The organism is Streptomyces sp. GLSS-08, from assembly GCF_056387915.1.
Genome location: NZ_JBWJAQ010000020.1, coordinates 42986 through 58857, shown reverse-complemented (window position 1 = coordinate 58857; position 15872 = coordinate 42986). Strand labels below are relative to the sequence as shown.

The 15872-nt window shown below is 69.1% G+C and carries 18 protein-coding genes; 6 read left to right on the top strand and 12 right to left on the bottom strand.

The features are described from left to right. Positions 1-38 precede the first annotated feature (38 nt). Positions 39-680 carry a TetR/AcrR family transcriptional regulator gene (locus tag AC0ZLC_RS28285; RefSeq protein ID WP_476754791.1) on the bottom strand — a complete coding sequence of 214 codons (642 nt, stop codon included), beginning with the start codon at positions 678-680 and terminating at the stop codon, positions 39-41. Between the two features lie 80 nt (positions 681-760). Between AC0ZLC_RS28285 and AC0ZLC_RS28280 the strand changes: the two genes are divergently transcribed. From AC0ZLC_RS28280 to AC0ZLC_RS28270, 3 genes are read left to right on the top strand one after another with little or no spacing between them, the layout of a single operon-like run. Then, positions 761-1543, top strand: a complete 783-nt coding sequence (locus AC0ZLC_RS28280) for an ABC transporter ATP-binding protein (RefSeq protein ID WP_476754790.1) — start codon at positions 761-763, stop codon at positions 1541-1543. Positions 1544-1556: 13 nt separating this feature from the next. After that, entirely contained in the window at positions 1557-2306 is a 750-nt protein-coding gene (locus AC0ZLC_RS28275; RefSeq protein ID WP_476754789.1) for an ABC transporter permease, read from the top strand. A gap of 13 nt (positions 2307-2319) precedes the next feature. Further along, a complete protein-coding gene (locus tag AC0ZLC_RS28270; RefSeq protein ID WP_476754788.1) occupies positions 2320-2892 on the top strand; it encodes a cob(I)yrinic acid a,c-diamide adenosyltransferase in 573 nt (190 codons plus the stop codon). Here AC0ZLC_RS28270 and AC0ZLC_RS28265 read toward each other — a convergent pair. Then, the gene (locus tag AC0ZLC_RS28265; RefSeq protein WP_476754787.1) at positions 2809-3426 is read right to left on the bottom strand and encodes a hypothetical protein; all 618 of its coding nucleotides are present in this window, start codon (positions 3424-3426) and stop codon (positions 2809-2811) included. The genes AC0ZLC_RS28270 and AC0ZLC_RS28265 overlap by 84 nt on opposite strands. A 152-nt stretch (positions 3427-3578) precedes the next feature. Here AC0ZLC_RS28265 and AC0ZLC_RS28260 point away from each other — a divergent pair, with 152 nt between their 5' ends. From AC0ZLC_RS28260 to AC0ZLC_RS28250, 3 genes are all read left to right on the top strand, one after another. Then, positions 3579-4760, top strand: coding sequence for a sensor histidine kinase (locus AC0ZLC_RS28260; protein WP_476754786.1), 1182 nt, complete (start codon positions 3579-3581; stop codon positions 4758-4760). After that, entirely contained in the window at positions 4757-5398 is a 642-nt protein-coding gene (locus AC0ZLC_RS28255) for a response regulator (RefSeq protein ID WP_476754785.1), read from the top strand. Before AC0ZLC_RS28260 ends, AC0ZLC_RS28255 begins: the two co-directional genes overlap by 4 nt. A 144-nt stretch (positions 5399-5542) precedes the next feature. Then, positions 5543-7378, top strand: coding sequence for a glycosyl hydrolase family 18 protein (locus tag AC0ZLC_RS28250; protein ID WP_476754784.1), 1836 nt, complete (start codon positions 5543-5545; stop codon positions 7376-7378). A 53-nt stretch (positions 7379-7431) separates the two neighbouring features. Here the strand turns inward: AC0ZLC_RS28250 and AC0ZLC_RS28245 are convergent, their stop codons facing one another. The 10 genes from AC0ZLC_RS28245 to AC0ZLC_RS28200 all read right to left on the bottom strand — a co-directional run bounded on the left by AC0ZLC_RS28245 (position 7432) and on the right by AC0ZLC_RS28200 (position 15796). Then, the gene (locus AC0ZLC_RS28245) at positions 7432-7878 is read right to left on the bottom strand and encodes a DUF2550 domain-containing protein (protein ID WP_358854199.1); all 447 of its coding nucleotides are present in this window, start codon (positions 7876-7878) and stop codon (positions 7432-7434) included. Between the two features lie 138 nt (positions 7879-8016). Next, on the bottom strand, positions 8017-8391 hold the full coding sequence (locus AC0ZLC_RS28240; protein WP_358854198.1) for a F0F1 ATP synthase subunit epsilon: 375 nt from the start codon (positions 8389-8391) through the stop codon (positions 8017-8019). Between the two features lie 118 nt (positions 8392-8509). Further along, on the bottom strand, positions 8510-9946 hold the full coding sequence (gene atpD / locus AC0ZLC_RS28235) for a F0F1 ATP synthase subunit beta (protein ID WP_358854197.1): 1437 nt from the start codon (positions 9944-9946) through the stop codon (positions 8510-8512). After that, the gene (locus AC0ZLC_RS28230; RefSeq protein ID WP_358854196.1) at positions 9946-10863 is read right to left on the bottom strand and encodes a F0F1 ATP synthase subunit gamma; all 918 of its coding nucleotides are present in this window, start codon (positions 10861-10863) and stop codon (positions 9946-9948) included. The genes atpD and AC0ZLC_RS28230 overlap by 1 nt, the downstream gene beginning before the upstream one ends. 21 nt (positions 10864-10884) lie before the next feature. After that, the gene (gene atpA / locus AC0ZLC_RS28225; RefSeq protein ID WP_476754783.1) at positions 10885-12474 is read right to left on the bottom strand and encodes a F0F1 ATP synthase subunit alpha; all 1590 of its coding nucleotides are present in this window, start codon (positions 12472-12474) and stop codon (positions 10885-10887) included. A 127-nt stretch (positions 12475-12601) separates the two neighbouring features. Next, complete coding sequence (locus tag AC0ZLC_RS28220) at positions 12602-13417, bottom strand: F0F1 ATP synthase subunit delta (protein WP_476754782.1); 816 nt, start codon at positions 13415-13417, stop codon at positions 12602-12604. Further along, positions 13414-13962: a F0F1 ATP synthase subunit B gene (locus AC0ZLC_RS28215; RefSeq protein WP_476754781.1), complete on the bottom strand. Its 549-nt coding sequence runs from the start codon at positions 13960-13962 to the stop codon at positions 13414-13416. Before AC0ZLC_RS28215 ends, AC0ZLC_RS28220 begins: the two co-directional genes overlap by 4 nt. A 38-nt stretch (positions 13963-14000) precedes the next feature. Continuing rightward, the gene (gene atpE / locus AC0ZLC_RS28210; protein WP_476754780.1) at positions 14001-14240 is read right to left on the bottom strand and encodes an ATP synthase F0 subunit C; all 240 of its coding nucleotides are present in this window, start codon (positions 14238-14240) and stop codon (positions 14001-14003) included. Positions 14241-14314: 74 nt separating this feature from the next. Next, on the bottom strand, positions 14315-15085 hold the full coding sequence (gene atpB / locus AC0ZLC_RS28205) for a F0F1 ATP synthase subunit A (RefSeq protein ID WP_358854191.1): 771 nt from the start codon (positions 15083-15085) through the stop codon (positions 14315-14317). Between the two features lie 273 nt (positions 15086-15358). Further along, complete coding sequence (locus AC0ZLC_RS28200; RefSeq protein WP_476754779.1) at positions 15359-15796, bottom strand: hypothetical protein; 438 nt, start codon at positions 15794-15796, stop codon at positions 15359-15361. Positions 15797-15872: the final 76 nt, after the last annotated feature.

Genomic DNA, 15872 nt, shown 5'->3' with positions numbered 1-15872 from the left:
CGTCACGTCTCATCTGACGGACATCACACCGGCCCGGGTCATCGCGGCGCCCGGACGGCGTAGTTGAGGACCCGGTCGCTCAGCAGGTCCTCCATCTCGTCGAGGAGCACCAGCGTTTCGCGGGACACTTCGCCCGGATTGCGTCCCTGGACCATCTCGCGCCCGATGGAGCCCATGACCGTGTGGTGGATCCAGTTGACCTGACCGGCCATCAGGGCCGGGACGGGATCGCCGGCGGCGGCGCCCGTCTCCTCGCGCAGGGTCGCCTCCAGGTCGTCCTGCACCTCCTGCTGGATGCTCCACAGGCGGGAGCGCAGGGGCGGCGCCTCGTCGATCACCTTCATGAAGCGGGCGTAGCCCTCCATCAGGCCGACCCGGGGCGAGACCGCCTCGACCTCCTCGCGCAGCTCCCGCAGCACAGCCGCGGCGGCCGACTCCCCGACGGCCCGGCCGCGCACCCAGCGCGAGAGGCGGTCGACGACGCCCTTGCTGCGGTCGAGGAAGAGGTCCTCCTTGGTCGCGAAGTAGTTGTAGACGGTGTTCACGGAGACGTCGGCCGCCTCCGCGACGTCCGCGATCGTGACCGCCAGGAAGCCGCGCTCCAGGAACAATCCCGTGGCGATGTCCGAGATCCGCTGCCTGGTCTCGCGCTTCTTGCGCTCCCTGAGTCCCTCAGCCATACCCGCATCGTAGCGTCGACTGGACTCGCTGTAAGTTTGGGGGCATTGAAAAATTATAGCGACTCTGTTTTTCTGGGGTCATGGCAATCATCAGTACCGCCGGACTGGCCCGTACCTTCCGGACGAGGCACGGCCCCGTGGCGGCCGTGCGCGGCATCGACCTGACCGTCCGCGCGGGTGAGATCCTCGGCTTCCTCGGCCCGAACGGCGCCGGCAAGACGACCACCCTGCGCATGCTGACCACCCTGCTGAGCCCCACCGGCGGCGCGGCCACCGTCGCCGGTCACGACCTGGTCGCCGACCCGGCCTCAGTGCGGCGGGCCTGCGGCTACGTGGCCCAGTCCGGCGGGGTCGACCCGCAGATCAGCGTGCGGGAGGAGCTGGTCACCCAGGGCCGTCTGTACCGGCTGACGAAGACGCGGGCGGCGGCCCGTGCCGAGGAGCTCGCCGAGGACCTCGGTCTCACCGGGCTGCTCGACCGCAGGGCGGGCGCGCTCTCCGGCGGGCAGCGGCGCCGCCTGGACATCGCGATGGCGCTCACCCACCGCCCGAAGCTGCTCTTCCTGGACGAGCCGACGACGGGCCTCGACCCCGGCAGCCGGGCCGACCTGTGGAACCTGATCCGCCGCCTGCGCGACGAGCACGGCACGACCGTGTTCCTGACCACCCACTACCTCGACGAGGCCGACGCCCTGTCCGACCGGCTGGTGATCGTGGACGAGGGCGTCGTCGTGGCCGAGGGCACTCCGGGCGCACTGAAGCTGCGCTACGGAGGCGCACCCGACGCGACCCTCCAGGACACGTTCCTCGCCATCACCGGCCGCGTCCCGGCACCGGCAGACGCCGCCCCCGCCGCACTGTAGGAGTCACCCGAAGATGCTGCTCCACGACACGGCCCTCATCTACGGCCGCTACCTCCGCCAGTCCCTCCGCTCCCGGTTCGCCCTGCTCTTCGGCGTGCTGATGCCGCTGCTGTACCTCCTTTTCTTCGGCCCGCTGCTGACGAACCTTCCGCTCGGCGGGCGCGGCAGCTCCTGGCAGGTGCTGGTCCCCGGCCTGCTCATGCAACTCGGTCTGTTCGGCGCCCTGTTCGCGGGTTTCGCGATCATCATCGAGAGCGGTCAGGGCGTGGTCGAGCGGATGCGGGTGACCCCGGTGAGCCGCCTCGCCCTGCTCCTCGGCCGGGTCCTGCGCGAGGCCACGGTCTTCGTCTTCCAGGCGGTGCTGCTGGTGCTGGCCGCGCTGGCGATGGGCCTGCGCGCACCGCTCGCCGGCATCCTGATCGGCTTCGCGTTCGTGGGGCTGCTCACGGTGTCGCTGGCCTCGCTGTCGTACGCGGTGGCGCTGCGGGTCCGCACCCCGCAGCAGTTCGGCCCGCTGATCAACGCCGTGTCCATGCCGTCGATGCTGTTGTCCGGCCTGATGCTCCCGATGACCCTCGCGCCGGGCTGGCTGGACGTCCTCTCGCACTTCATGCCGTTCCGCTACCTGGTGGACGCGGTACGGGACGCGTACGTCGGCTCGTACACGACGGCGCACATGCTGTACGGCGTCCTGGTGGCCCTCGGCCTCACCGTGCTCGCCGTGACGGTGGGCACACGCGGCTTCCGCGGGGCCGAAGCATAACTACGCTGGCCGCATGGTCAATCTGACGCGCATCTACACCAGGACCGGCGACCGGGGCACCACCGCCCTCGGCGACATGAGCCGGGTCGCCAAGACCGATCTGCGGATCTCCGCCTACGCGGACGCCAACGAGGCGAACGCGGCCCTCGGCACGGCGATCGCGCTCGGCGGGCTCGACGAGGAGACCGTCAAGGTCCTCACCCGCGTCCAGAACGACCTGTTCGACGTGGGCGCGGACCTGTCGACGCCGGTCGTCGAGAACCCCGGGTTCCCGCCGCTGCGCGTCGAGCAGTTCTACATCGACCGCCTGGAGGCCGACTGCGACCGTTTCAACGAACGGCTGGAGAAGCTCCGCTCCTTCATCCTGCCCGGCGGCACGCCCGGCGCGGCGCTGCTGCACCAGGCGTGCACGGTCGTCCGCCGGGCCGAGCGGTCCACCTGGGCCGCCATGGAGGTGCACGGCGAGGTGATGAACCCACTGACGGCGACCTACCTCAACCGGCTATCGGACCTGCTGTTCATCCTCGCCCGCACGGCCAACAAGGGGGCCGGGGACGTGCTGTGGGTCCCGGGCGGGGAGCGCTGACGCCGGGCGGCGCTTCGGCCGGATCAGGTAGGTGAGCGCGATCAGGCCGTGGATCCCGGCCGCCCGCAGCGCCACTTTCTGGTAGGACCGCAGGGACTCGGTGCCGCCGCCCTCGCCGACGTAGGTGATCGCGCCCTGGAGGAGGGCGCAGGCGACGGCGGCCGCCAGCAGCGTACGGAGCCAGAGCCCGCCCTCGTGCCGGGCCCGGGCCAGGCCGTAGCGGGGCGGCGGCACAGGGGGCGGTCCGCCGGCGAGGCGGTGGGCCGCGTGACCGTCGAGCCACCGCACCGTGTGGTGCCCGTAGGCGACGGTGAACCCGATGTAGAGGGCGGCCAGGCCGTGCTCCCAGCCCGGCTCGGCGCCCCGCTCCAGGTCGAGGGCCGTCACCGCGAACAGGACGAGTTCCAGCAGCGGCTCGCACAGCAGCAGGGCCAGACCGGTACGGCGCAGCCCCAGCAGGTAGCGGGCCGTGAGACCGGCCGCCAGCAGCACCCAGAAGCCCACTTCACAGGCGATGGTCAGTCCGATGATCACGATCACTCCTCTCGCTCACCTCCTCAAGGCTCCCCGCCGCGGCCGGCCGGGGCGTCGTCGGCTGTGACGAGGCGCGACTGCATCCTTCGATGTAGCCGGGGACCGTCCGCGGGAAGCACGCGCCCCGGCCGCCCGCCGTGTTGGATGGAGCCATGGCCGCCCCGCTCCCCCGCCCGCACCGCTTCGACGTGTACATCGCGGCCGCCGGCCTGCTCAGCGGCGTACTCGTGTGGGCGTTCGGCCTGTATTCGAACCCCGCCCGGCTGCTCGCCGAACCGTGGGTGCTGGTCCCCCTCGCCGCGATGGCGGCCCTCGAGCTGCTGCGCCGGAGCAGGCCGCAGGCCGCCGTCGTGGCCGGCACGCTGGCGCTGGTCGCGGACCAGTTCACGCGGGGCAGCATCGTGACGGTCCTGATGTACACCGACCTCATGTACGCGGCCGCCCTGTACGGCAGCCCGGCCGCCGCCCGCCGTCTCCCCGTCACCACCGGGCTGGTCACCGTCGGGATGACGATCGGCTTCCTGGCCTGGTGGCGAACGCCCGACGCGCTGCTGATCGGCTTCGCGACCGGCATCGTGGCGTTCGCCCCGGCCGTCACCGGCGTGGTGGTCCGCGACCACCGGGACGCAGCCGACTCCGCCAGATTGCGGGCCGAGCAGACCGCACTGCTCGCCGAGATGGACCGGGTGCAGGCGGTCACCGCCGAGCGGGCCCGGATGGCACGCGAACTGCACGACATGGTCGCCAACCACCTGTCCGCGATCGCCATCCACTCCACGGCCGCGCTCTCCCTCGACGACCCGCGCACCACACGGGACGCCCTCACCGTCATCCGCGAGAACAGCGTCGACGGCCTCGCCGAGATGCGCCGGCTCATCGGCATCCTGCGGCACGACAGCGACGACGTGGAGCCGGCCGCGGCACCGACGCTGGAGGGGGTCGGCGCGCTCGTGGCGGCCGCCCGCACCAACGGTCTCGACGTCGTCCTGGAGTCCGCGCACGAGGACGGGCTCCCCGCGCCGCTGGAACTCGCCGCCTACCGCATCGTCCAGGAGTCCCTCACCAACGCCCTCAAGCACGCCGCCGCGGGCCGGGTCACCGTCACCCTCGCCCAGCGGGACGGGCTGCTCACCGTGCGGGTGACCAGCCCCTACGGCGACCGGGACGGGCCGCGGGCACCCGGTTCCGGGGCCGGCCTGACCGGCATGCGGGAGCGGGTCGTCCTGCTCCGCGGCACCTTCGACGCGGGCCCCGAGGAGCCGCCGGGCTCCCCCGGCGGCACGCTCTGGACCGTGCGTGCCACGCTGCCCCTGAGCCACGGAGGAACCGGATGATCCGCGTGCTCGTCGCCGAGGACCAGGCCGCGGTACGGGCCGGACTCGTCCTCATCCTGCGCAGCGCGCCCGACATCGAGGTGGTCGGCGAGGCTGCGGACGGCGAGCGGGCGGTGTCGCTCGCCCGTGAACTGCGCCCGGACCTGGTCCTGATGGACATCCAGATGCCCCTGCTCGACGGGGTCGCGGCCACCCGCCGGGTCGTCGCCGAAGAGCTGGCCGACGTGCTCGTGCTCACCACCTTCGACCTCGACGAGTACGTCTTCGGGGCGCTGCGCGCGGGTGCCGCCGGCTTCCTGCTGAAGAACACGGAAGCCCGGGATCTGCTGGTGGCCGTGCGGACGGTGGCGCGCGGCGAGGGACTGATCGCCCCGGCCGTGACCCGGCGTCTGATCGCCGAGTTCGGCGCCCGGCCCGTGCGGGAGCCGTCGGCCGATCCGGCCGTCCTCGAAGCCCTCACCCGCCGGGAACGGGAGGTGCTGTCCTGTCTCGGCCGGGGACTGTCCAACGCGGAGATCGCGGTCCGCCTCCACATGGCGGAGGCCACGGTGAAGACGCACGTCAGCCGCCTGCTCGGGAAGCTGGGGCTGCGCAGCCGGGTCCAAGCGGCCGTGCTCGCACAAGAGTTGGGCGTGTGATCCGCCCCCACCTCACTGGTCCAGACCTATTGACCGATGGTCCAGACCTTTCTATTCTCGCCGCACTGCGCTGGAACATGCCCACGTCATCCCCGCCACCGGTCAGCAGCCCCCGGAGGCGACCAGAAGAAGAGGAGAGGCATCATGCGCTTCCGGCAGAGAGCCAGAAACAGAGCGATCGCGGGGCTCACCACCCTGCTGCTCCCGTTCGCCGCGATGGTCGGGCTCGCGAGCCCCGCCTCGGCGGCCACCTCCGTCACCGCCACGTACGCCAAGACCCAGGACTGGGGCTCGGGCTTCGAGGGCAAGTGGACCGTCAAGAACACCGGCACCACCAGCATCAGTTCGTGGACGGTGGAGTGGGACTTCCCCTCCGGCACCTCCGTCACCTCGTCCTGGGACGCGGACGTCACCGGCTCCGGCACCCACTGGACCGCCAAGAACAAGTCCTGGAACGGCACCCTCGCCGCCGGCGCCACCGTCTCCTTCGGCTTCAACGGCTCCGGCTCGGGCTCGCCCGCCAACTGCAAACTCAACGGCGACAGCTGCGACGGCACCACCGTCCCCGGTGACGCGTCCCCCTCGGCCCCCGGCACCCCGACCGCGTCCGGCGTCACCGACACCTCGGTGAAGCTCTCCTGGAGCGCCGCCACGGACGACAAGGGTGTCAAGAACTACGACGTCCTTCGCGACGGCGCCAAGGTCGCCACCGTCACCACCACCTCGTACTCGGACACCGGCCTGACCGCCGGCACCGACTACTCCTACACCGTCCAGGCCCGCGACACCGCCGACCAGACCGGCCCGGTGAGCGGCGCGGTCAAGGTCCACACCACCGGCGGCGGCGGAACGGACCCGGGCACCGGCGGCAAGGTCAAGCTCGGCTACTTCACCGAGTGGGGCGTCTACGGCCGCAACTACCACGTGAAGAACCTGGTCACCTCCGGCTCCGCCGCGAAGATCACGCACATCAACTACGCCTTCGGCAACGTGCAGGGCGGCAAGTGCACGATCGGTGACGCCTACGCCGACTACGACAAGGCGTACACCGCCGACCAGTCGGTCAGCGGCGTCGCGGACACCTGGGACCAGCCGCTGCGCGGCAACTTCAACCAGCTGCGCCAGCTGAAGGCCAAGTACCCGAACATCAAGGTCCTGTGGTCCTTCGGCGGCTGGACCTGGTCCGGCGGCTTCACCGACGCCGCGAAGAACCCGGCCGCCTTCGCCCAGTCCTGCTACGACCTGATCGAGGACCCGCGCTGGGCCGACGTCTTCGACGGCATCGACATCGACTGGGAGTACCCGAACGCCTGCGGTCTGACCTGTGACACCAGCGGCCCGGCAGCGATCAAGAACCTCACCTCCGCGCTGCGTGCGAAGTTCGGGTCCAAGAACCTGGTCACCGCCGCGATCACCGCGGACGGCAGCGACGGCGGAAAGATCGACGCGGCCGACTACGGCGGCGCGGCCACCTCGCTGGACTGGTACAACGTGATGACGTACGACTACTTCGGCGCCTGGGACAAGACGGGCCCGACCGCCCCGCACTCGCCGCTAACCTCCTACTCGGGCATCCCGAAGGAGGGCTTCACCTCGGCCGCGGCGATCGCCAAGCTCAAGGCCAAGGGCGTCCCGGCGAGCAAGCTCCTGCTCGGCATCGGCTTCTACGGCCGCGGCTGGACCGGCGTCACGCAGTCCGCGCCCGGCGGCACCGCGACCGGCCCGGCGGCCGGCACCTACGAGCAGGGCATCGAGGACTACAAGGTGCTCAAGACGGCCTGCCCGGCCACCGGAACCGTCGCCGGCACGGCGTACGCGCACTGCGGCACCAACTGGTGGAGCTACGACACCCCGGCGACCATCGGCTCGAAGATGACCTGGGCCAAGAGCCAGGGCCTGGGTGGAGCGTTCTTCTGGGAGTTCAGCGGTGACACCAGCAACGGAGAGCTGGTGGGCGCGATCAACAGCGGCCTGCAGTAGACGGCACGCCGCGAGGCACCAGGCAGCAAGCACTAAGCACTAAGCACTAAGCACTAAGCGACATTGACGCGCTGACCGGGCGGGGCTGCTTCCAGCCACGCGAGAAATCCGGTCAGCGCGTCTTCGCTCATCGCCAGCTCCAGCCGCGTACCCCGGTGCAGACAGGTGAGGATGATCGCGTCGGACAGGAGCGCCAGCTCCTCCTCCCCCTCGGGGGCGCGGCGGCCGGCCACCTCGATCGCCGAGCGCTCCAGGGTGCGGCGCGGCCGGGGGGCGTAGGAGAAGACGCGGTACCACTCGATGCGGTCGCCGTTGTACCGGGCGACCCCGTAGCTCCAGCCCTTGCCGTTGGTGTCGCTCTTCTCGGGGACGTCCCAGCGCAAGCTGCAGTCGAACGTTCCGCCGGAGCGCTGGATCAGCCGGCGGCGGAGGCCGAAGACGAACAGCCCCACCACCACGAGGGCCACTACCAACCCGCACACAGTCAGAGCGAGGACCATCGACACCGACCTCCTCGTCTCCTAGGTAAAGCAGGTAATGGAACGGAAAAAAGCACCCGCATCGCCTCAGCCGCGACCCGGTCTGGATTGCTCCAGTCCCGGCCGCGGCTGAGTCACGTCATTACGTGCGTGCTGGGGTCAGCGAGCCGACACCGCACGCAGTCGGACATCCGCGCGACGCTCGGCGGACGCGTCCGCGTCCGACTTCGCGCGCTCGAGCGCCCGCTCCGCACGCTGGACATCGATCTCGTCCGACAGCTCGGCGATCTCGGCCAGCAGGGAGAGCTTGTTGTCCGCGAACGACAGGAAACCGCCGTGCACAGCGGCGACGACCGTCGCACCGTCGTTCGTACGGATGGTCACCGGGCCCGACTCCAGCACACCGAGCAGCGGCTGGTGACCGGGCATGACGCCGATGTCGCCGGACGTGGTACGCGCGACGACCAGGGTGGCCTCGCCGGACCAGACACTGCGGTCCGCGGCGACGAGCTCGACGTGCAGCTCAGCAGCCAAGGTGGGCTCCTCGGGTCACCACCCGGCGTTGCTGCCGGGTGTTGGGTCAAAGTCTAGTGGGCGTACGAGAGGGGGCGGGACGCGCCCGCCCCCTCTCGCCGTGAATGCGGGGCCGACGTCAGGAGACGCCGAGCTCCTTGGCGTTGGCCTTGAGGTCCTCGATGCCACCGCACATGAAGAACGCCTGCTCCGGGAAGTGGTCGTACTCGCCGTCGATGATCGAGTTGAAGGCCGCGATCGACTCGTCCAGCGGGACGTCCGACCCGTCGACGCCGGTGAACTGCTTGGCGACGTGGGTGTTCTGGGACAGGAAGCGCTCCACGCGACGGGCGCGGTGGACGACGAGCTTGTCCTCTTCGCCCAGCTCGTCGATACCGAGGATCGCGATGATGTCCTGGAGGTCCTTGTACTTCTGGAGGACCGTCTTGACGCGCATCGCGGCCTCGTAGTGGTCCTGCGCGATGTAGCGCGGGTCCAGGATCCGGGACGTGGAGTCCAGCGGGTCCACGGCCGGGTAGATGCCCTTCTCGGAGATCGGACGGGAGAGAACCGTCGTCGCGTCGAGGTGGGCGAAGGTGGTCGCCGGGGCCGGGTCGGTCAGGTCGTCCGCGGGGACGTAGATCGCCTGCATCGAGGTGATCGAGTGGCCACGCGTCGAGGTGATGCGCTCCTGGAGGAGGCCCATCTCGTCGGCCAGGTTCGGCTGGTAGCCCACCGCGGAGGGCATGCGGCCGAGCAGGGTCGAGACCTCGGAACCGGCCTGCGTGAAGCGGAAGATGTTGTCGATGAAGAACAGCACGTCCTGCTTCTGCACATCGCGGAAGTACTCCGCCATGGTCAGACCGGCCAGGGCCACGCGCAGACGGGTGCCCGGGGGCTCGTCCATCTGGCCGAAGACCAGCGCGGTCTTGTCGATGACGCCCGACTCGGACATCTCCTCGATGAGGTCGTTGCCCTCACGGGTGCGCTCGCCGACACCGGCGAACACGGAGACACCGTCGTGGTTGTTGGCGACGCGGTAGATCATCTCCTGGATGAGCACCGTCTTGCCGACACCGGCACCACCGAACAGACCGATCTTTCCACCCTTGACGTACGGGGTGAGAAGGTCGATGACCTTGACGCCGGTCTCGAACATCTCGGTCTTCGACTCGAGCTCGTCGAAGTTCGGCGCCTTGCGGTGGATGGACCAGCGCTCGCCGTCGTAGGTCTCGTCGACGTTCAGCACCTCACCGAGGGTGTTGAACACCTTGCCCTTGGTGAAGTCGCCGACCGGGACGGTGATGCCCGTACCGGTGTTGGTCACCGGGGCCTGGCGGACCAGACCGTCGGTGGGCTGCATCGAGATCGTGCGGACCAGGCCGTCACCCAGGTGCTGGGCGACCTCGAGGGTCAGCGTCTTGAGCGCGCCCTCCAGAGCCGGGTCGGCCACCTCGACGTGCAGAGCGTTGTAGATCTCCGGCATCGCGTCGACGGGGAACTCCACGTCGACGACCGGGCCGATGACCCGGGCGACGCGGCCCGTGGCAACGGCCGTCTCAACAGTGGTCGTCATTACTTGTCACTCCCCGCGGTCGCGTCGGCGAGGGCTGCGGAGCCACCGACGATCTCGCTGATTTCCTGGGTGATTTCGGCCTGGCGGGCCGCGTTGGCAAGTCGGGAGAGCGTGGTGATCAGGTCTCCCGCGTTGTCGGTGGCCGACTTCATCGCGCGGCGCGTGGCGGCGTGCTTGGAGGCAGCCGACTGGAGCAGTGCGTTGTAGATACGGCTTTCGACGTACCGCGGCAGCAGGGCGTCGAGGACGTCCTCAGCCGACGGCTCGAAGTCGTACAGCGGAAGGATCTCGCCCTTGGTGGACGTCTCCTCCGCGACCTCTTCGAGGCGGAGCGGAAGCAGCCGGCTGTCGATCGCCGACTGCGTCATCATCGAGACGAACTCGGTGTAGACGATGTGGATCTCGTCCACGCCGCCCTCGGCCGTCTCCGTCTCGATGGCCTCGATCAGCGGACCCGCGACCTTCTTCGCGTCCGCGTACGTGGGCTCGTCGGTGAAGCCCGACCACGACTCCGCGACCTTGCGCTCGCGGAAGTTGTAGTGGGCCAGACCGCGGCGGCCGACGATGAACGTGTCGACCTCCTTGCCCTCCGCCTCGAGACGCGCGGTGAGCTGCTCCGCCGCCTTGATGGCGTTGGAGTTGAAGGCGCCGGCCAGTCCGCGGTCGCTCGTGAGGAGCAGCACCGCGGAACGGGTCGCCGTCTCCGCCTCCGTGGTCAGCGGGTGCTTGGTGTTCGACCCGGTCCCCACCGCCGTGACCGCGCGGGTGAGCTCGGTCGCGTACGGCGCGGAGGCCGCCACCTTGCGCTGCGCCTTGACGACACGCGAGGCGGCGATCATCTCCATCGCCTTGGTGATCTTCTTGGTCGCGGTGACGGATCGGATGCGACGCTTGTAGACCCGGAGCTGGGCTCCCATGAGTCAGGTCCCTTCCTTACGTCACTTGGCGGCGGCCGGAGCGTCCTCGCCGAGAAGCTTCCCGTCCGAGGTCTCGAACTGCTTCTTGAACTCCGTGATGGCGTCCGCCACGGCGGTCAGCGTGTCGTCCGACATCTTCCCGCCCTCCTTGATGGAGGTCATGAGGCCCTGCTCCTTGCGGTGCAGGTACTCCAGGAGCTCCTTCTCGAAGCGGCGGATGTCGTTGACCGGGACGTCGTCCATCTTGCCGGTGGTACCGGCCCACACGGAGACGACCTGGTCCTCGGTCGACATCGGCTGGTACTGAGCCTGCTTGAGCAGCTCGACCATCCGCTGACCGCGCTCCAGCTGCGCCTTCGACGCGGCGTCCAGGTCGGAACCGAAGGCGGCGAACGCCTCCAGCTCACGGAACTGGGCGAGGTCCACGCGCAGTCGGCCGGAGACCTGCTTCATCGCCTTGTGCTGCGCGGAACCACCGACTCGGGAGACGGAGATACCGACGTTCAGCGCGGGGCGCTGACCGGCGTTGAACAGGTCCGACTCCAGGAAGCACTGGCCGTCGGTGATGGAGATGACGTTGGTCGGGATGAACGCCGAGACGTCGTTGGCCTTCGTCTCGACGATCGGCAGACCGGTCATCGAGCCCGCGCCCATGTCGTCGGAGAGCTTCGCGCAGCGCTCCAGCAGACGGGAGTGCAGGTAGAAGACGTCACCCGGGTAGGCCTCGCGCCCCGGCGGACGGCGGAGCAGCAGGGACACGGCGCGGTAGGCGTCGGCCTGCTTCGAGAGGTCGTCGAAGATGATGAGGACGTGCTTGCCCTCGTACATCCACTGCTGGCCGATGGCCGAGCCGGTGTACGGCGCCAGGTACTTGAAGCCGGCCGGGTCGGACGCCGGGGCGGCGACGATGGTCGTGTACTCCAGCGCGCCGGCGTCCTCGAGGGCGCCACGCACGGAGGCGATGGTCGAGCCCTTCTGGCCGATGGCGACGTAGACGCAGCGGACCTGCTTCTTCGGGTCACCGGTGCGCCAGTTGTCGCGCTGGTTGATGATCGTGTCGACGGCCAGGGCGGTCTTGCCGGTCTGGCGGTCACCGATGATCAGCTGACGCTGACCACGGCCGATCGGGGTCATCGCGTCGACGGCCTTGTAGCCCGTCTCCATCGGCTCGTGCACCGACTTGCGGGCCATGACGCCCGGGGCCTGCAGCTCGAGGGCGCGGCGACCACTGGTCTCGATCTCGCCGAGGCCGTCGATCGGGTTGCCGAGCGGGTCGACCACGCGGCCGAGGTAACCCTCGCCCACGGCGACCGACAGGACCTCGCCGGTACGGGTGACCGGCTGACCCTCCTCGATGCCGCTGAACTCGCCGAGGACGACGCAGCCGATCTCGCGCTCCTCGAGGTTGAGGGCGAGACCGAGGGTGCCGTCCTCGAACTTCAGCAGTTCGTTGGCCATGGCCGAGGGGAGGCCCTCGACCTTCGCGATGCCGTCGCCGGCAAGGCTGACCGTACCGACCTCCTCGCGCGAGGCCGCGTCCGGCTTGTACGACTGGACAAAGTTCTCCAGCGCGTCCCGGATCTCCTCCGGCCGGATCGTGAGCTCCGCCATCTGGGTTCCCTGCTCTCCTTGTTGGGCCCGAAGTTTCAACTTGGGGGTCTGGGGGCGACCCCCAGGAATCCTCTGCAACGGCCCAACCAGGGCCGTAAGTACTGCGTTCTTGTTTGTGAAGTTGCTGCTAGCTCGCCATGCGGCGGGTGGCCTCTTCGAGCCGGTCCGCGATGGAGCCGTTGATGACCTCGTCACCGACCTGCACCCGGATCCCGCCGAGGACGTCGGGGTCCACGTCGAGGTTGAGGTGCATCCGGCGCCCGTAGAGCTTGGCCAGAGCGTCGCCGAGGCGTCGCTTCTGTCCGTCGCTCAGCGGGACCGCCGAGGTGACGACGGCGACCATACGGTCCCGGCGCGCGGCGGCGAGCTTGGACAGGGACTCCAGTCCCGCCTCCAGGCTACGTCCACGCGGCACGGTCACGAGGCGCGTCACCAGTCGCTCGGTCACCGCGTTGGCCCGGCCGCCGAGCAGGCTGCCCAGCAGCTCGCCCTTGGCCGCCTTGCCGGCGGCGCGGTTGGTCAGCGCGGCACGCAGCTCGGTGTTCGAGGCGACGATCCGGCCGAAGCGGAACAGCTCGTCCTCGACGTCGTCCAGCAGACCGGCCCGCTGCGCCACGGTGAGCTCGGCGGTGTTCGCCAGCTCCTCCAGCGCGTCCACCAGGTCACGCGGCTGTGACCAGCGGGAACGCACCAGACCTGACACCAGGTCGGTGGTCGCGCCGCCCACCTGGCCGCCGAACAGGCGCTGGGCCAGCACGGCCTTCGCCTCACCGGGCTGCGCCGGGTCGGTCAGGACCCGACGCAGCGACACCTCGCGGTGGAGCAGCGCGGTGACGGCGGCCAGCTCGTCGGCGAGCTGCGCCGCGTCCACGGACGTGGAGTCCGTCAGCGCGTCGAGACGCTCACGTGCGGCTGCCAGGGCATCGCGGCTCGCTCCGTTCATCGCGCGGCCTCGGCCTTCTCCTCGAGCTCGTCGAGGAAACGGTCGATCGTGCGGCTCTGCCGGGCGTGGTCCTCGAGGGACTCGCCGACGAGCTTGCCGGCCAGGTCGGTGGCGAGCTTGCCCACGTCCTGGCGCAGCGCCTGCGAAGCGGCCTTGCGGTCTGCCTCGATCTGGGAGTGACCTGCGGCGATGATTTCCTCACGCTGCCGCTGGCCTTCCGCGCGCATCTCGGCGATGAGCGTGGCGCCCTGCTCCTGCGCCTCCTGGCGCAGACGCGCGGCCTCGTGCCGAGCCTCGGCGAGCTGAGCCTTGTACTGCTCGAGCACGCTCTGGGCTTCGACCTTCATGGCGTCGGCCTCTTCGATACCGCCTTCGATCGCCGCGCGGCGCTCTTCCAGAACCTTGTTGATGTTCGGGAGGAGCTTCTTCCAGAAGAAGAAGAACACGATGGCGAAGGCGATGGCGCCGACGAGCAGCTCGGGGCCGGGCGGGATGAGGGGATTCTGCTTCTCCTCAGCCGCCAGCTGAACCAGGTTGGCGATCACATCAGTGCCTTTCGTCGATACGTGTCGGTAAGTAGGTCTTACTGACCGAACACGAACGGCATGACGATGCCGATGAGGGCGAGCGCCTCACAGAACGCGAAGCCGAGGATCTGGTTGGCGCGGATCAGACCGGCCGCCTCGGGCTGGCGGGCCAGGGCCTGGGTGCCGTTGCCGAAGATGATGCCGATGCCGATGCCGGGGCCGATCGCAGCGAGACCGTAGCCGATGGAACCGAGGGAGCCGGAGACGCCAGCGGCGAGTTCGATGGTCGCGGACATGCCGTTACTTCCTTGTCTGTTACGAACCGGTGGGGGTTGGCCACCGGACGACTGGGGATTTGCGGGTGGGCGGATCAGTGGTGCTCGGCGAGAGCGCCCTGCACGTAGGAGCAGGCCAGCAGCACGAACACGTACGCCTGAACGGCCTGGACGAAGAGCTCGAACAGGACCATCACGATCGTCATCACGAAGGAGACGGCCGCGCCGGGGATCATGTAGCTGTTCAGCAGGTACCAGCTGGCGACGGTGAACATCACGAGCAGCAGGTGGCCGGCGAACATGTTGGCGAACAGTCGGACCGCGTGGGTGAAGGGCCGGACGAGGACGTTCGAGAAGAACTCGATGACCACGACGAGCGGCAGTACCGCGCCGAGCGACTTGTCGTAACCGGTGAGGTTCTTGAACCCGCCGACGAAGCCGTGCTTCTTGAACGTCAGCGACAGCCACACCACGTACACGATCGCCGCGAGGACGGCGGGGAACGCGATGATCGACGACACCGGGAACTGTGCCACCGGGATCACGGACCAGACGTTCATGATCCAGATGAAGAAGAAGAGCGAGACCATCAGCGGGACGTACTTCTCGCCCTCCCGCTTCCCGAGGGTCTCGTAGACGATGCCTCGGCGGACGAAGTCATAGCCGGCCTCGCCGACCATCTGCAGCTTGCCCGGCACCAGCTTGGCCTTGCCGAAGGCGGCCCAGAAGAAGCCGACGACAAGGACGGTGGTGATGAGCGAGAGCAGCATCACCTTGTTGAAGTCGAACCCTCCGACCGTGGCGATCGGCTCGAACAGGAACGAGTGCAGGCCCGGAGCCGGAAAGCCACACCCGTTGTCGGACATGATCCGACAGCTCCAGTCAAAGGCGAGCTGGGTCTGGTCAGCACTCACCACGGGCTCCTTCGGCGTGACGCATGGGTACGGCAACCTCGTTGTGTCGGCGCGGCATACAGCCGCGGGTCGGCACCGGACTGGTGTGACGGATGTGGGGGCGGCTGGGGGGCATAGAGCCTCGCGATTGAGCGGGCTCCACTTCAGATGCCCACGCCCGCGATGCCGCAGTTGGCACCGGACGATAGCAGTAGATCTCCCCTGCCTTTATCCCGGCCCTACCCCTCACGACGAGGACCCCGACTTCTCGGGTCGCTCGCTCTTCTCGGGTTCCGGGTCGACATAGAAGATCTTGGACTTCATGTGCGCACGAGCCTGGGCAGCCATCCACACGACGGTCGCCACGACCAGCGAGAGCGCGAACGCCTTCGGGTTGAAGAGAGAGGTGTCCTTGAAGATGGCCACGAAGATCATGAGCAGCAGGAGCTGTGCGACGTAGAGCATCAGGCCCATGGCCTGGAAGAGCTGCGGGAGCTTTTTCGCCGTCCACTGCAGGGCGTACAGACCGAGGCCCATGAAGAGCATGGCCAACAGCACGCCGACCGCCGCGCCGACCGCCCCCTTACCGCCTGCGACCGCGCCGCTGACGGCGACGGCGACCACGCCGGCGGCCGCTGTGGGCACAGCGATCAGCAGTAGATTCCGGGCGTCATTGGACGGCATGGCGGCAACTCCGCTTGCTAAGGGGGGCGTGTCGTCATGGACGAGCGTAGTCCCGGGACGAGTGAGGACCTCACGC

What these genes read in the sequence shown, in the direction of transcription:
- AC0ZLC_RS28285 (WP_476754791.1), bottom strand. Translation starts at nt 680, where the DNA reads ATGGCTGAGGGACTCAGGGAGCGCAAGAAGCGCGAGACCAGGCAGCGG.
- AC0ZLC_RS28280 (WP_476754790.1), top strand. Translation starts at nt 761, where the DNA reads ATGGCAATCATCAGTACCGCCGGACTGGCCCGTACCTTCCGGACGAGG.
- AC0ZLC_RS28275 (WP_476754789.1), top strand. Translation starts at nt 1,557, where the DNA reads ATGCTGCTCCACGACACGGCCCTCATCTACGGCCGCTACCTCCGCCAG.
- AC0ZLC_RS28270 (WP_476754788.1), top strand. Translation starts at nt 2,320, where the DNA reads ATGGTCAATCTGACGCGCATCTACACCAGGACCGGCGACCGGGGCACC.
- AC0ZLC_RS28260 (WP_476754786.1), top strand. Translation starts at nt 3,579, where the DNA reads ATGGCCGCCCCGCTCCCCCGCCCGCACCGCTTCGACGTGTACATCGCG.
- AC0ZLC_RS28255 (WP_476754785.1), top strand. Translation starts at nt 4,757, where the DNA reads ATGATCCGCGTGCTCGTCGCCGAGGACCAGGCCGCGGTACGGGCCGGA.
- AC0ZLC_RS28250 (WP_476754784.1), top strand. Translation starts at nt 5,543, where the DNA reads ATGCGCTTCCGGCAGAGAGCCAGAAACAGAGCGATCGCGGGGCTCACC.
- AC0ZLC_RS28245 (WP_358854199.1), bottom strand. Translation starts at nt 7,878, where the DNA reads ATGGTCCTCGCTCTGACTGTGTGCGGGTTGGTAGTGGCCCTCGTGGTG.
- atpD (WP_358854197.1), bottom strand. Translation starts at nt 9,946, where the DNA reads ATGACGACCACTGTTGAGACGGCCGTTGCCACGGGCCGCGTCGCCCGG.
- AC0ZLC_RS28230 (WP_358854196.1), bottom strand. Translation starts at nt 10,863, where the DNA reads ATGGGAGCCCAGCTCCGGGTCTACAAGCGTCGCATCCGATCCGTCACC.
- atpA (WP_476754783.1), bottom strand. Translation starts at nt 12,474, where the DNA reads ATGGCGGAGCTCACGATCCGGCCGGAGGAGATCCGGGACGCGCTGGAG.
- AC0ZLC_RS28220 (WP_476754782.1), bottom strand. Translation starts at nt 13,417, where the DNA reads ATGAACGGAGCGAGCCGCGATGCCCTGGCAGCCGCACGTGAGCGTCTC.
- atpE (WP_476754780.1), bottom strand. Translation starts at nt 14,240, where the DNA reads ATGTCCGCGACCATCGAACTCGCCGCTGGCGTCTCCGGCTCCCTCGGT.
- atpB (WP_358854191.1), bottom strand. Translation starts at nt 15,085, where the DNA reads ATGTCCGACAACGGGTGTGGCTTTCCGGCTCCGGGCCTGCACTCGTTC.
- AC0ZLC_RS28200 (WP_476754779.1), bottom strand. Translation starts at nt 15,796, where the DNA reads ATGCCGTCCAATGACGCCCGGAATCTACTGCTGATCGCTGTGCCCACA.